The organism is Roseateles terrae, from assembly GCF_014192155.1.
In the GTDB taxonomy this organism is placed as follows: domain Bacteria; phylum Pseudomonadota; class Gammaproteobacteria; order Burkholderiales; family Burkholderiaceae_C; genus Roseateles; species Roseateles terrae.
Map to the genome: position 1 here is coordinate 48792 of NZ_JACHXO010000004.1, position 13939 is coordinate 62730.

A 13939-nucleotide genomic window follows, 5' to 3' on the forward strand; every position below is an offset into this window, starting at 1 on the left:
GGCGGCGCCGATGATGCAGGATGGACACCGCTGTCGCGGGGTCTTCGCTGCTCATCCATGTCGATCATCGCGCGGGGTGTGCCCTTGACGGAGAAGGGCCACTGGCTCCAGTTCTCCGTCACCACGGCAGTCGCCGCCCTGCTGCTGTGCCTGGTCAATCTGCACTTCGGCATGGTGGAACTCGCCCGCCAGGCGGAAGGCGTTGGGCACGCGCTGCTGGACCGGGTGGCGCCCGTGGCCGAATCTGAGCGCCCCGCTGCCCTGCGCGACGCGCTCGCCCACGACGACATGCTCGAGCAACTGACCCTGTGCCGGGGCACCGCCTGCAGCCGGGCCTCCGGCCAGATCGTGCCCCGCCCCAGCTGCAACCGCGGCATCTGGACCTCCTGTGTGGAGGTGCGTTCCGCCGCCGAAGCGGACGTCTCCCTGCAACTGCGCCTGAACGCCAGCGCGCTTTACGAAGACCTGGCCCGTGATCTCAGCGTGCTGCTGGGCGCCCAGTTCGTTGGCATGACGGTGTGGCTGCTCAGTTCCCGCCGGCAGCGTCACCAGCTGCGGGAAACCGAACATCGGCTTCGCCACGCGGCCAACAGCGATCCCTTGACCGGCCTGCTCAACCGCGGCGCCTTCGACGACATCATCGAGACTGCCCTGCAGCAGCAACGGCCGCGGGATGGCTGGATCCTCTACCTGGATCTGGACGGCTTCAAAAGCATCAACGACCAGCATGGCCACCCGGTGGGCGATGCCGTCATCGTGGCCGTCGGCGGGCGCCTGCGCAACGCCTTCCGCCAGGACGGCCAGGTGGCCCGGCTGGGCGGCGATGAATTCGGCATTCTGGTCACCGGCACGCCGCTGCGCAGCTACGACGCAGTGGTCAAGTCAGTCTTCGACGCGCTGGACGCCCCCGTGGCCGCACACCGCCTGTTCCTGAAAGTGGGCGGCAGCGTCGGCGTGGCGCGTCTGAACGACGACGTCGTGTCGGCCTCCGAGGCGCAGCGCCGGGCCGACATCGCCATGTATGAAGCCAAGCGCCGCGGCCGTCAGCAGGCCGCCGCTTTCGATCCCACGCTGGATCAGGCCCGGCAGCAGGACTATCGCTTGCGCATGGACCTGCGCAGCGCCCTCGCCCGCGACGAGCTGCATGTGGCCTACCAGCCGCTGGTGACGGCCAGCGGCCAGTTGCACAGCCTGGAAGCACTGGCGCGCTGGAACCATCCCACGCTGGGCCCGATTCCGCCGGATGTGTTCATCCCGCTGGCCGAATCGTCTGGCCTGATTGGCGCGCTGGGGCAGGCCATCACCGCTCACGCCTGCCGCGACCTGGTGGCCCTGCGCCGACAGGGTGTGTCGGTGCCGACGGTGTCGATCAATCTGTCCGCCCAGCAGCTGGCCGACCCGCAGCTCACCCAGCAATTGCTCACCCAGGTGAAGGCAGCGGGGCTGACCCCGGCCGATCTCGAACTCGAGATCACCGAATCCGCCATCATGAATACCGACAGCCACGCGCCGGACCAGGTGGAGCGGCTGTCCGCCGAGGGCTTTGAAATGGCCATTGACGACTTCGGGACCGGCTATTCCTCCTTCGCCCGGCTGCAGAGCCTTCCTGCCCGCACGCTGAAACTGGACCGCAGCTTCATCCAGGGGCTGAGCAGCCCGCACGGCCAGTTGCTGGCCCGCACGATGCTGGACCTGGGCCGGCAACTGGGCATGATCTGCGTGGCCGAGGGCGTCGAAACGCAGGCCCAGGCGCAGTGGCTGCTGGGCCACCGCTGTGACGTGCTGCAGGGTTACCTGATCGGCAAGCCGATGCCGTCGGCAGCCCTGGCGCAGTGGGCGCGGGAGCGCCGCGCGCCCCCGCCGCCCAGCGCCACCTCGGCGACCGTCTCGCCGGTGGTCGCCGACTGACCGCTCGGCTCGCCAGGCGGCAGAGTGGCTCTCCCCCTGCCGGGACGATGTCGGCCACACTCGGCGGCACTGCCGGACACGCGCCGAAGCGTTGCCGCGCGCATGCCGGAGGCGAGCCGCGCACGGCCTTCCCTCCGTGCTCATTAAGATGGACGCCCCCGGCCGCTCCGGCCGACCGACCTGCCTGCCCCTCCCATGGACTTTGCGCCGCTCCTCAAAGAGATCGGCCGCGGCACCCGCGGCGCCCGTGACCTGACCCGTGATCAGGCCAACGACCTGTTTGGGCGGATGCTCGACGGCCAGGTGCCCGACCTGGAACTGGGCGCCATCCTGATCGCCATGCGCATCAAGGGCGAGAGCCTGGATGAACTGCTGGGCTTCGAGGCCGCGATGCAGGCCCGCACCGCCCGGATCGACGTGCCCGCCGGACCGCGCCTGGTGCTGCTTCCCGCCTTCAATGGGGCTCGCAAACAGGCCAACCTGATGCCCCTGGTGGCGCTGCTGCTGGCCCGCAGCGGCATTCCTGTGCTGATCCATGGCCGACACGATTTCGACAGCCGCATCAGCCCCTTCGAATTGCTGGATGCGCTGGACCTCACCACCGCCGACACGCTTGCGCATGCGCAGGTGCAACTGGCAGAGCGTCGTTTGGCAGTCCTGCCGCTGGCCCGCCTCAACCCGGGCCTGGATGCCTTGATGGCACTGCGCCCGCGCATGGGTTTGCGCAACAGCAGCCACAGCCTGGGCAAGCTGCTGGACCCGGCCCCCGGCCGCAGCGTGCGGGTGGTGGCCGTCACCCATCCGGAATATGTGGACAGCATGGCGCAGGCCCTGCCACTGCTCTGCCACAGCGGCGGCCGCGCCTTGCTGATGCGGGCCAGCGAAGGCGAGGCTTACCTGCACCTGCGCCGCAAGGCGCATCTGCAAGGCTTCGTGGATGGGCAAGTGCTGGCGTTGGCGCCGGCCCCCAATGAGGACCTGGACGTTCCGCTCTCCACCGCCTGTGAGCCGGCCGACAACGCAGCGTTGATCCGCGCCATGCTGGTCGGTGAAACGCCGATTCCCGAGCGCATCCACGCCCAGGTGGCCGCGCTGGAACGCCTCGCGCGGGGCTGACGCGCGGATCGGGGCGCTGACTCGTGCACTGACTGGCGGGCGGCACTGACGCCATCACGGCGGCGCAGCACGCCGCGCTTTGCAGATTCGTTCATATGCTTATTCAAGAATAAGCAATCTACGAATTTGTAGTTCCCATATATATAAACCGTTCATAGAGTCACTACTCCCGGCCAGCCCTGGGCCAGCCGCGGTGTCAGACGACGCGGCGGGCTGTACCCCAGGGCGGCGCTGACATCGCTGCCATGTACGCCTATACCGACTTCGACCGCCAGTTCGTCCGCGCCCGTGCGGCCCAGTTTCGCGACCAGCTCGAACGCCATCTGGCGGGCCAGCTGCCCGACGATGACTTCCGCGCGCTGCGTCTGCAAAACGGCTGGTACATCCAGCGCCATGCGCCGATGCTGCGGATTGCGGTGCCTTACGGCGTGCTGTCCAGCGGCCAGATGCGCCAGCTGGCCCGCATCGCCCGCGACTACGACCGCGGCTACGGCCACTTCACCACCCGCCAGAACCTCCAGTTCAACTGGATTCCGCTGGACAAGGGGGCTGATGTGATGGACCTGCTGGCCGATGTCGACATGCACGGCATCCAGACCAGCGGCAACTGCATCCGCAACATCACCAGTGACGTGACGGCCGGTGTCGCCGCCGACGAGTTGGTGGATCCTCGCCCCTATGCCGAAGTGCTGCGCCAGTGGAGCACGCTGCATCCGGAATTCGCCTTCCTGCCGCGCAAGTTCAAGATCGCGATCTCCGGCGCTGCCGAAGACCGCGCCGCCATCGCCTGGCATGACATCGGCCTGCAGCTGCGCAAGAACGAGGCCGGCGAGGTGGGCTTCCAGGTCCTGGTCGGTGGCGGCATGGGCCGCACCCCGATCGTGGCCCAGGAGATCAACCCCTTCGTGCCCTGGCACCACATCCTGGTGTATCTGGAAGCCATCGTGCGGGTCTACAACCGCTTCGGCCGCCGGGACAACATGTACAAGGCCCGCATCAAGATCCTGGTGAAGGCTGAAGGCCAGGCCTTCTTCGATGCGGTGAATGCGGAATACCAGCAGATCCTGGACACCGACGAAGGCGGCCACGAGCAGATCATTCCCGAAGCCGAACTGGCCCGCGTGGCCGCCAGCTTCGTGACGCCTGCCGCCGTGGCGCCGGTGCCGTCCCTCGACATCTTCGCTGGCGCTGATGCGGCCTACCGCCGGTGGCTGGAGCGCAATGTGCTGCCGCACCGGGTCAGCGGCTACCGCTCGGTCACGCTGTCGCTCAAGCGTGTCGGCCTGCCGCCCGGGGATGCCACCGATGCGCAGATGGACGCTGCCGCAGCGCTGTCGGATCAGTTCAGCCACGGCGAACTGCGCGTCAGCCACGACCAGAACCTGCTGCTGCCCTGGGTGCGCGAAAGCGACCTGCCGGCGCTGTATGCCGCCGCCAAGGCGCATGGCTTTGCCACGCCCAACATCGGCCTGCTGACCGACATGATCACCTGCCCCGGCGGTGACTTCTGCGCACTGGCCAATGCCCGCTCCATCCCGCTGGCCGGCGAGATCACCGAGCGCTTCCAGGACCTGGACGAGCTCTGGGACATCGGCGACATCGACCTGCACATCAGCGGCTGCATCAACAGCTGCGGCCACCATCACAGCGGCCACATCGGCGTGCTCGGCGTGGACAAGGACGGGACCGAGTGGTACCAGATCACCCTGGGCGGCTCGGACGGTTCGACGCTGTCAGGCGCGCCGGTGGCTGGCAAGGTCATCGGCCCCTCCTTCGCCGCTGATGAAGCGGCCGATGCGGTGGAAGCCGTCATCGCCACCTACCGTCGCGAACGCCAGGCTGGCGAGCGCTTCATCGCCACCGTGCGCCGCATCGGACTGGACGCCTTCAAGCAGGCTGCCAACGCCATCCGCCGCACCACCGCCGCCCACTGACCGCCGCCATCGCCATGAAGTTTGTTTCCAAAGCTCAAGACCCCTGGCACCTGTGCACCGGTGAGGACGGTCCCCAGCCGCATCCGGCGGCGGCCAATCACAAACTGCTGACGCTGGAGCAGTGGCATGCCGTGCGTGACACCTGGCCCGCGGGCCTGACCACCGGCGTGCTGCTGCCCAATGACGCCGACGTGGCCGACCTCGCCGCTGATCTGCCGCGCCTGTCACTGGTGGTGGTGCAGTTCCCGAAGTGGGTGGACGGCCGCGCCTATACGCAGGCCCGGCTGCTGCGGGTGCGCCACCGGTTCACCGGCGAGATCCGCGCCATCGGCGACGTGCTGGTGGACATGATGCCGCTGCTGCAGCGCTGCGGCGTGGATGCGGTGCAGATGCGGGCCGACCAGGACCGCGCCGCCGCTGAGCGCGCCCTCGGTTTCTTCCCCGGTCACTATCAAGGCGACGTGGTGGATCACCGCCCCGCGTTTGCCCGCGACGGAGCCTGAGCATGACTTCGGCCTCGTCCCTGCCCGTCGCCTCGAGCCTGGAGGCGTCCAGCCTGGATCGCTCCAGCCGGAGCGACGCCGCCCCCGGCCCGGCGCAGGCCAACGGCAGCGCGATCAGCCTGTATGCCCGCGCCACCGAAGGCTTCGAGGATCGCCTCGCCCGCACGGTGGAAGTGCTGCGGGACGTGGCGCAGGAATTCGGTCCGGCGGCGGTGCAGTCCACCTCGCTGGGGGTGGAGGACATGGTCATCACCGACCTGATCGCCCGCCATGCCCTGCCCATCGCCCTCTCCACGCTGGACACCGGTCGCCTGCATGCCGAGACGCTGGCCCTGATCCCCGCGATCGAGCAGCGCTACGGGCGGGCGGTCGAGGTCTTCCGTCCGCCACAGGAGCAGGTGATCCACTTCGTGCGCGAGCACGGCGAGGACCCGATGTACCGCAGCATCGAACTGCGCAAGGCCTGCTGCGGCCTGCGCAAGCTCGAGCCGCTGTCCCGCATGCTCGTCGGCAAGCGGGCCTGGATCACCGGCCTGCGCCGCGAGCAGAGCAACAACCGCGCGGACGTGCCGTTCCGGGAGCCGGACGGCCAGGGCCGCCTCAAGATCAACCCGCTGGCCGAATGGAGCTGGGCGGACGTCTGGCATTACGTGCAACTGCATGCGGTGCCCTACAACCCGCTGCATGACCATTTCATGCCCAGCATCGGCTGCGCCCCCTGCACCCGCGCCATCTCGGTGGGCGAGGACTTCCGCGCCGGCCGCTGGTGGTGGGAATCGGACGACGCCAAGGAATGCGGACTGCACAAGTCCCATGGCGACGCGTCCGCCGCCGCCGCCTCCCTCTCTTCCTCCCCCCGCACCGGAGCCCCGGCATGAACGCCCCCGTGAACCTGGAACAACTGCTGCCGCTGGCGGACCATCGCCACCTGGACCATCTGGAAGAAGAGGCCATCTTCATCCTGCGTGAAGTGGCGGCCGCCTTCGAGCGCCCCGCCCTGCTGTTCTCCGGCGGCAAGGACTCCTGCGTGGTGCTGCGTCTGGCGGAAAAGGCCTTCAAGCAGCGCATGCCCAGCGCCGCAGGGGCGACCACGCCGAGCCAGGAATTCAAGGGCAAGCTGCCCTTCCCGCTGGTGCATGTGGACACTGGTCACAACTTCCCCGAAGTGATCGAGTTCCGCGACCGCCGCGTCGCCGAAATGGGCGAGCGCCTCGTGGTCGGGCATCTGGAAGACTCGATGCGCAAGGGCACCATCCGCCTCTCGCATCCGCTGGAATCGCGCAACGGCCACCAGACGGTGACGCTGCTGGAGACCATCGAGGAACACCGCTTCGACGTGCTGATCGGCGGCGCCCGCCGTGATGAAGAAAAGGCCCGAGCCAAGGAACGCATCTTCAGCCACCGCGACAGCTTCGGCCAATGGCAGCCCAAGGAACAGCGTCCCGAGCTCTGGAACCTGTTCAACACCCGCATCCGTCCGGGCGAGCATTTCCGGGCCTTCCCCATCAGCAACTGGACGGAGCTGGATGTGTGGCTCTACATCGCCCGCGAAGGCATTCCGCTGCCGTCGCTGTATTACGCGCATAACCGTCAGGTCATCCGCCGCAAGGGCCTGCTGGTGCCGGTGACCGAGGTCACGCCGCCGGAAGCCGGTGAAGAGATCGAGACCGCCCAGGTCCGTTTCCGCACCGTGGGCGACATGACCTGCACCTGCCCGGTGGAAAGCCCGGCGGCCAATGCCACGGACATCGTGGCCGAGACGCTGACGGTCACCGTGAGCGAACGAGGCGCCACCCGCATGGATGACCGCACGTCGGACGCCTCGATGGAGCGCCGCAAGAAGGAAGGCTATTTCTGAGTCCTGGGCAATCCCCCCAGCCGCTCCCGCCTTCCCACCGTTTGGAATTCCGATGACCACTTCCACCGCACACAAGATCCATCAGTCGGATGTCGACACCACCCACCGCGCGCTGCGTTTCCTCACCGCCGGCAGCGTGGACGACGGCAAGAGCACGCTGATCGGCCGCCTGCTGTTTGACAGCCGTGCCATCCTGGCCGACCAGCTCGATACCCTGGCCAAGCGCGCCGCCGGCCAGCCCATCGACCTGAGCCTGCTGACCGACGGCCTGGAGGCCGAACGCGAGCAGGGCATCACCATCGATGTGGCCTACCGCTACTTCGCCACCAAGCAGCGCAAGTTCATCATCGCGGACGCGCCCGGCCATGAGCAGTACACCCGCAACATGGTCACCGCCGCCGCGGGCAGCGATGCCGCCGTGGTGCTGGTGGACGTGACCAAGCTGGACCTGGCCGCCGACGAGGTGGTGCTGCTGCCTCAGACCCGCCGCCACAGCCTGCTGGCGCATCTGCTGCGCCTGCCCAGCATCGTCTTCGCGATCAACAAGATCGATGCCGCAGCCGATCCCGGCGAGGCCTTCCGCAAGGTGAGCGCTGCGCTGACGCAGTTCGCGCAGGCCGCTGGCATCCAGGTGACCGCCATCGTGCCGGTGTCGGCACTTCGGGGCGACAACGTCACCCAGCCGCTGGAAGCCGACTGGTATGACGGCCCGTCCCTGCTGCAGGTGCTGGAAGGTTTGCCGACGGTGCAGGAAACGGTGGAAGCCCAGCTGATGCTGCCGGTGCAGTATGTGGCCCGGGAAGGCGAAGGCACGGGCAACCAGCCGCGCACCCTGTGGGGCCGCATCGCCCAGGGCCAGGTGCAGCCGGGCGACACGGTGCAGATCCTGCCGGGCGGCCAGACCGCGGTGGTGGCTGCGCTGCGCCATGCCGGCGAGACGGTGGCCGCCTGCGTGGCCGGCGAATCCGCCGGTGTGGTGCTGGACCGCCAGATCGATGTGTCCCGCGGCGACTGGATCGTGGCCCCCGGCGCCGCCCAGCCCACCCGCAGCTTCCAGGCCACGCTGGCCTGGCTGGACACCGAAGCGGCCGTCGTCGGCCGCAAGTACTGGGTGCGCCACGGCAACCGCTGGGTGCAGGCGCGCCTGGCCGCCATCGAGCATCGCCTGGATGTGCAGACCCTGGCCGAAACCGAAGCTCACGAACTGAACGTGAACGAAATCGGCCATGTGACGGTGGAACTGCAGGCCGAACTGCCGCTGCAGCCGTATGCGGAGAACCGCGTCGGCGGCGCGCTGATCGTGGTGGATCCGACCAGCAACCGCACCAGCGGCGCGCTGCTGGTCCGCTAAGGACATCGACATGGGCAAGGTCATCTTCGTGAGCGCGGGCCCTGGGGCCGCGGACCTCATTACCCTGCGCGGGGCTCGGGCCCTGGCGCAGGCGGACGTGGTGCTGTTCGACGCGTTGACCGACCCGGCCCTGCGTGAACTCGCGCCCGACGCCCGATGGGTGGACGTGGGCAAGCGCGGCTTTTGCCATTCCACCAAGCAGACCGCCATCAACGCGGTGCTGGTACGGGAGGCGCGCGCCGCCGCGGTGGTGGTGCGCCTCAAGGGCGGCGATGCCAGCGTGTTCGGCCGTCTGGAGGAAGAGTTGCAGGCGTTGTCGGCAGCCGACATCGCCTGGGAGATCGTGCCCGGGGTCACCGCCGCATTGGCCGCTGCCGCCCAGACCAGCCGTCCGCTGACCCGCCGCGGCCAGGGTCGGAGCGTCAGTCTCACGACCGCCATGACCCAGGAGGGCGAACTGCGCGCATCGCGCACCGCCGATACCGAGGTGTTCTACATGGCCGGCCGCCAACTGGCTGCCCTGTCCCGCCAACTGCTGCAGGCCGGCTGGCCGGGCGACACGCCAGTGAGCGTCGTCTCCCGTGCAGGCTGCCCGGACGCACTGGCCAGCGACCATCAGGTGCAGGACCTGGCCGCCGCCGGCATGCTGCATCGCGGCCGCCCGACGGTGGTGGTGGTGGGGGCTGGTGCCGCCGCGGTGCCGCCCGCGTTGGTGAGCGAAATCCCTGCGCCCAGTCAAGGATCGACGCAAATCCCCGGGATAAAGGCGCTGGCGCCACTGGCACCAACCCTGAACGATTAAAATCTGCTGTTTTCCGTCAGAGCGTGCCTGAGTCTTGAGAAGGCCGCGCTGATGTTCACGAGCCTGATGGCCCTGTTTTGACGCCGCTTCAAGGCCCTTTTGACCTTGTTCAACGTCGTTGGGACGGAATCCGACAGGCCCCGCCACTACAAGAGCCGCTCATGACCCACGTTGTCACCGAAGCCTGCATCCGCTGCAAATACACCGACTGCGTCGATGTCTGTCCTGTCGACTGCTTCCGCGAAGGCCCGAACTTCCTGACCATCGACCCCGACGAGTGCATTGACTGCGCGGTCTGCATTCCCGAGTGCCCGGTCAACGCGATCATGCCGGAGGAAGACGTTCCCGGCGATCAGCAGATGATGATCAAGCTGAATGCGGATCTGGCCAAGAAGTGGCCGAGCATCACCAAGCGCAAGGCCTCCCTCCCCGACGCCGAGGAGTGGAAGGACAAGACCGGCAAGCTCGACCAGCTGATCCGCTGATCTGCGGATCCGTTGCTCGACGCCCCTGGTGTCCTTCCGCCGCCTGCAGGCCGGCACACCCTCTCTTTGAATGGAAAAGCAAGTGACTGAAGCGACCTCGGCCCCGCACGCGGGCGTGATCGAAACCGATGCCGTCATCGTCGGCGCCGGCCCGGTGGGCCTGTTCCAGGTGTTCGAGCTGGGCCTGCTGGAGATCAAGGCCCACATCATCGACTCCCTGGCCTACCCCGGTGGCCAGTGCATCGAGCTCTATCCGGACAAGCCCATCTATGACATTCCGGCGCTGCCGGTGGTCACCGGCAAGGAGCTGACGGACAACCTGATGAAGCAGATCGAGCCGTTCGGCGCGACCTTCCATCTGGGCCAGGAAGTCACGACGGTTGAGAAGCAGGAAGATGGCCGGTTCTTTGTGGCCACCAGCAAGGGCACGCAGTTCCTGACCAAGACCATCTTCATCGCGGGCGGCGTGGGTTCGTTCCAGCCGCGCACGCTGAAGGTCGAGGGCATCGACAAGTACGAAGGCTCGCAGGTGCATTACCGGGTGCGCAACCCGGCGCAGTTCGCCGGCAAGAACCTGGTCATCGTCGGCGGTGGCGACTCGGCGCTGGACTGGGCGCTGAACTTCTGCGGCGCCAATGACGACGGCAATCCGCACAAGGCCGAGAGCGTCATTCTGGTGCACCGTCGCGACGGCTTCCGTGCCGCGCCGGCGTCGGTCGCCAAGATGAAGGAATTGTGCGACGCCTACGAGATGCAGTTCATTGTCGGCCAGGTCAGCGACATCGACGAAGGTGACGACATCCTCAAGGGCGTGAAGGTCACCGGCGGCGACGGCGTCACGCGTGTGGTCCCGGCCGACCAGGTGCTGGTGTTCTTCGGCCTGTCCCCCAAGCTCGGCCCGATCGCCGAGTGGGGCCTGGCGCTGGAGCGCAAGCAGATTCTGGTGGACACCGAGAAGTTCCAGACCAGCGTGCCCGGCATCTTTGCGGTGGGTGACATCAACACCTATCCGGGCAAGAAGAAGTTGATTCTGTCGGGCTTCCATGAGGCCGCCCTGGCCGCCTTCGGTGCGATGCCGATCATCAACCCCGAGAAGCGCGTCCACCTGCAATACACGACCACCAGCCCGAAGCTGCACAAGGTGCTGGGCGTGGAAACGCCGGTATTCGACTAAGCCGATCGCACAGGCTCGTTGCGGGCCTCGTGCTGCGTCCGGCGGCGTGAATCGCTGCTGATCTCAAACCCGCCTGGGCGCTTGCCTCGGCGGGTTTTTTCATGCGCGCCAGCGGCACCTCGTGCGGGATCAATCGCCGGGAGCATCCATGGCGGGTGGTACCGGCGGACGCTGCGCCAGCAACCGCTTGCGCACTGCATAGATGTTGTTACGCAGCGCATAGAGCTCTTCGGCGTAGGAGAGCGGCACGGCGATGCGGTGGGTGACGCGGTCCAGCTCGTCCAGTTCGTCCAGCAGCGCCTCGCGCTCGCCTTCGCCGGCCTCCAGCTTGGCCTCCACCTCTCGCAGCCGCGCATACCAGCGGAACACACGGGAGCGCACGCGGAAGGTGTAGAGCGGTGGCACGACGCGCGAGAGCGGCAGCATCAGCACCAGCAAACCGCCGATCACCAGCCACATCCGCTCCAGCAGGTTGCCGGCCCAGAACGGCAGGTAACGCGCCCACGCGGGCGGCGTGCCGTTGATGGCGCGGTCGCCCTCGGGGCTGACCGGCAGCTCGCTGGTACGGGTGTTGGGAAAGTCCCGAACGCCGTTGAACCAACCGGCGGCACTGTGCTGGCTTTGGGCGGCCTGGGCGAAGAGTTGGCGCAGGGCCGGATGCGTCCGGTCGCGCGAGAGCAGCGAGGTGGTGGTGGCCAGCAGCGGGATGTCATGGGCGGGCAGGTCGGCCGCCAGATCCACGACGCCCCGTGGCAGGGTCACGGTGGAGAGGAAGGGCAAGTGGCGCGAATAGGCTTCGTTCTGCTCGAAGGGCATCAGCGCAATGGCAGGATCACGCAGCAGCGATCGGATCAGCTCGGACTGCGGCGCGGAGATCAGCACGGCGGCATCGAGCTTGCCTTGCTTGAGCGCCTGGCCCGCGGCATCCGGGGGAAGATTGGACAGCCGAAGGTCCGTGGCGCTGAGTTGATTCAAGGTCAGCAGCTTCTCGACGATCTGCGGGACGCCGCTGCCATCCTGGTCGACGTTGACGCGCAGGCCGCGGAGCTGGGTCAGGCGTTCCAGTGCACCGCCGGGTTGACGGCGTGCCAGTGGAAGGTCGCGGCGGTAGAACACCCAGATCGGCTCGTAGAACAGACTGCCGAGCGAGACGATGCCGGCTTCGGTGTCGGCCACCTGATCGGCCATGCCACCGCGCACAAAGCCCACATCGGCGGTGCCCGCGCGCAGGTGCGCCAGATCGTCCTGCGCGCCCTCGCTGGGGATCAGTTTGACCTGGATGCGGTCACGGGCCAGCGCCTTGGCGTAACCCTCGCCAAAGGCGGCATAGGCGCTGCCTGCGGGGCCGGTGGCCAAGCGCACTTCGCGGGGCGGTTGCGGGTCCAGCCACCAGTAAGCCGCCACCAGCAGTCCCCCGCCCAGCAGCAGCAACGGGCCCATCGAGACCAGCATGTCGCGGACGGTCTGGACAAAAAGACGAAGGCGGCGAGTGGAGTTCCAGTGTTGGATGGGAGTCATGAGCAGCGGACCTTAGCTGGCCGCATGGTATGCGAGGCATGGGGGGCAGGCTGTGAGCATGCGTCCACCGCGGAGCGCGCGGGAGACTCGATGCACGTCGCCGTGTGAGGCATGAGGGCTCAGCTCCCGCCATTTGGCGTAGCATCAGCCCCTGCGCAGCATTTGTTTCCGCAGCCAGGCGCGACGTCGGCGACCGACGCGTTTCACGTTTGGCTGACGATGACCTACCAACCCACCTTTCCTGCTTCGCTGCAAACCGCCGCATCGGCACTGTTGCGGCAACTGCCCGCCCCGGACCCGACACGGCCACTCCAGGGCTTTCGAGTGACTGTTCAGGGCGAGACGCTTTCTGCGCCCAACCGCATTTACTTGGCTGCCGGCAGTTTGTATTCAATCCTCGAGGAATCGGAGGGGGAGATCCGCACACTCGCGCTGTGTTTCGGCACCCGGCATTGCGATGGTTATGTCCGTGAGGAATGCCTGCGGCAGTTGCTTGCTGCAGGCTCGAACCGGGACTGGGTGGTGCCCTTCATCGTTCAACTGCTCGGTGAATACGTCATCGAGATCATCGAGCTGATTGCCGATGCCATTCCGAACATGAATCCCGCACATCTAGCCTCATTCTCCGCAGCGAATCCTGAGTTCATGGCTTTGACCCGAAGGCGGGTCACAAGCTATTGGGATTGCTATCACCGGGACCGTTACGGGCGGCTGGAGCTTTATCCGGGAAGCGTCGCGCTCAATGCCATTGAGCATCTGGTGTTGACCCAGACCGAGCCATCAATCGTTTCCGATGCGCCGTGAATTCCCACCAGGCCCGCGCCGGTCCGCCATTCATGAATTCAACCGCTGACAGAAAGACGTCCAGCGTGCAGGGATCGTGCCGCACACCCGTCACTTCACACAGCTGCTGAAACAGCGCTACCGGGTCCGCCCCGGCCAGTTGCGCGGGCGACTGGATGCCCAGGCGCTGGAAGTCTTTCGCCGTCGCGGGCCCCACATTGGGCAGGTCCGTGAGTGCGTTCACGCGCGCTCGATCGACTTTGTCAGGATTCATGGGGTTCTCCTTGTACCGCTCCCAAAAGTCACGCGACGGATTCGCGTCCCTTGCCGCCGCCTCTGCCTGCCGCAAACGCTGATGGTAGGCGCAACCGCCTCGCCTCGCCTCGACCCGACCCGACCCGACCCGACCCGATGCGTCGCACCTTTTCCGAGTCCGGCATATGTCTGCGAGGTTTCCCCTATGTCAACGCGGCAATCCCCTTCACCGCCCGGCCGCCCAGGCCTTCC

Annotated in this window: 13 protein-coding genes; 11 read left to right on the plus strand and 2 right to left on the minus strand. The window is 67.2% G+C overall.

Translation table 11 applies throughout. From position 1 onward, the window contains the following. Window positions 1-57: 57 nt before the first annotated feature. The 10 genes from FHS28_RS12140 (at window position 58) to FHS28_RS12185 (ending at window position 11131) form a co-directional block, all read left to right on the plus strand. Entirely contained in the window at window positions 58-1908 is a 1851-nt protein-coding gene (locus FHS28_RS12140; RefSeq protein WP_088450784.1) for a putative bifunctional diguanylate cyclase/phosphodiesterase, read from the plus strand. Window positions 1909-2103: 195 nt separating this feature from the next. Further along, a complete protein-coding gene (gene ybiB, locus FHS28_RS12145; RefSeq protein ID WP_088450786.1) occupies window positions 2104-3024 on the plus strand; it encodes a DNA-binding protein YbiB in 921 nt (306 codons plus the stop codon). A 245-nt stretch (window positions 3025-3269) separates the two neighbouring features. Then, window positions 3270-4958 carry a nitrite/sulfite reductase gene (locus FHS28_RS12150; RefSeq protein WP_088450788.1) on the plus strand — a complete coding sequence of 563 codons (1689 nt, stop codon included), beginning with the start codon at window positions 3270-3272 and terminating at the stop codon, window positions 4956-4958. A 14-nt stretch (window positions 4959-4972) separates the two neighbouring features. Beyond that, window positions 4973-5461, plus strand: coding sequence for a DUF934 domain-containing protein (locus FHS28_RS12155; protein ID WP_088450790.1), 489 nt, complete (start codon window positions 4973-4975; stop codon window positions 5459-5461). A gap of 2 nt (window positions 5462-5463) precedes the next feature. Further along, window positions 5464-6339, plus strand: a complete 876-nt coding sequence (locus FHS28_RS12160) for a phosphoadenylyl-sulfate reductase (protein ID WP_088450792.1) — start codon at window positions 5464-5466, stop codon at window positions 6337-6339. Next, window positions 6336-7319: a sulfate adenylyltransferase subunit CysD gene (gene cysD / locus FHS28_RS12165; RefSeq protein ID WP_088450795.1), complete on the plus strand. Its 984-nt coding sequence runs from the start codon at window positions 6336-6338 to the stop codon at window positions 7317-7319. The genes FHS28_RS12160 and cysD overlap by 4 nt, the downstream gene beginning before the upstream one ends. A gap of 52 nt (window positions 7320-7371) precedes the next feature. Beyond that, window positions 7372-8670, plus strand: coding sequence for a sulfate adenylyltransferase subunit 1 (locus tag FHS28_RS12170; protein WP_088450797.1), 1299 nt, complete (start codon window positions 7372-7374; stop codon window positions 8668-8670). Between the two features lie 10 nt (window positions 8671-8680). Continuing rightward, window positions 8681-9472, plus strand: coding sequence for a uroporphyrinogen-III C-methyltransferase (cobA, locus tag FHS28_RS12175; RefSeq protein ID WP_088450799.1), 792 nt, complete (start codon window positions 8681-8683; stop codon window positions 9470-9472). Between the two features lie 161 nt (window positions 9473-9633). Continuing rightward, window positions 9634-9957 (plus strand): ferredoxin FdxA, encoded by a 324-nt coding sequence (gene fdxA, locus FHS28_RS12180; protein ID WP_088450801.1) that lies wholly within the window; start codon window positions 9634-9636, stop codon window positions 9955-9957. Between the two features lie 82 nt (window positions 9958-10039). Then, a complete protein-coding gene (locus tag FHS28_RS12185; RefSeq protein ID WP_375140741.1) occupies window positions 10040-11131 on the plus strand; it encodes an NAD(P)/FAD-dependent oxidoreductase in 1092 nt (363 codons plus the stop codon). A 129-nt stretch (window positions 11132-11260) separates the two neighbouring features. Here FHS28_RS12185 and FHS28_RS12190 read toward each other — a convergent pair whose 3' ends face one another. Then, complete coding sequence (locus FHS28_RS12190) at window positions 11261-12649, minus strand: TAXI family TRAP transporter solute-binding subunit (protein WP_088450805.1); 1389 nt, start codon at window positions 12647-12649, stop codon at window positions 11261-11263. Between the two features lie 219 nt (window positions 12650-12868). Between FHS28_RS12190 and FHS28_RS12195 the strand changes: the two genes are divergently transcribed. Continuing rightward, the gene (locus FHS28_RS12195; protein WP_184294688.1) at window positions 12869-13453 is read left to right on the plus strand and encodes a hypothetical protein; all 585 of its coding nucleotides are present in this window, start codon (window positions 12869-12871) and stop codon (window positions 13451-13453) included. Here the strand turns inward: FHS28_RS12195 and FHS28_RS12200 are convergent. Then, a complete protein-coding gene (locus tag FHS28_RS12200; protein ID WP_088450809.1) occupies window positions 13389-13706 on the minus strand; it encodes a helix-hairpin-helix domain-containing protein in 318 nt (105 codons plus the stop codon). The genes FHS28_RS12195 and FHS28_RS12200 overlap by 65 nt on opposite strands. Window positions 13707-13939: the final 233 nt, after the last annotated feature.

What these genes read in the sequence shown, in the direction of transcription:
- FHS28_RS12140 (WP_088450784.1), top strand. Translation starts at nt 58, where the DNA reads ATGTCGATCATCGCGCGGGGTGTGCCCTTGACGGAGAAGGGCCACTGG.
- ybiB (WP_088450786.1), top strand. Translation starts at nt 2,104, where the DNA reads ATGGACTTTGCGCCGCTCCTCAAAGAGATCGGCCGCGGCACCCGCGGC.
- FHS28_RS12150 (WP_088450788.1), top strand. Translation starts at nt 3,270, where the DNA reads ATGTACGCCTATACCGACTTCGACCGCCAGTTCGTCCGCGCCCGTGCG.
- FHS28_RS12155 (WP_088450790.1), top strand. Translation starts at nt 4,973, where the DNA reads ATGAAGTTTGTTTCCAAAGCTCAAGACCCCTGGCACCTGTGCACCGGT.
- FHS28_RS12160 (WP_088450792.1), top strand. Translation starts at nt 5,464, where the DNA reads ATGACTTCGGCCTCGTCCCTGCCCGTCGCCTCGAGCCTGGAGGCGTCC.
- cysD (WP_088450795.1), top strand. Translation starts at nt 6,336, where the DNA reads ATGAACGCCCCCGTGAACCTGGAACAACTGCTGCCGCTGGCGGACCAT.
- FHS28_RS12170 (WP_088450797.1), top strand. Translation starts at nt 7,372, where the DNA reads ATGACCACTTCCACCGCACACAAGATCCATCAGTCGGATGTCGACACC.
- cobA (WP_088450799.1), top strand. Translation starts at nt 8,681, where the DNA reads ATGGGCAAGGTCATCTTCGTGAGCGCGGGCCCTGGGGCCGCGGACCTC.
- fdxA (WP_088450801.1), top strand. Translation starts at nt 9,634, where the DNA reads ATGACCCACGTTGTCACCGAAGCCTGCATCCGCTGCAAATACACCGAC.
- FHS28_RS12190 (WP_088450805.1), bottom strand. Translation starts at nt 12,649, where the DNA reads ATGACTCCCATCCAACACTGGAACTCCACTCGCCGCCTTCGTCTTTTT.
- FHS28_RS12195 (WP_184294688.1), top strand. Translation starts at nt 12,869, where the DNA reads ATGACCTACCAACCCACCTTTCCTGCTTCGCTGCAAACCGCCGCATCG.
- FHS28_RS12200 (WP_088450809.1), bottom strand. Translation starts at nt 13,706, where the DNA reads ATGAATCCTGACAAAGTCGATCGAGCGCGCGTGAACGCACTCACGGAC.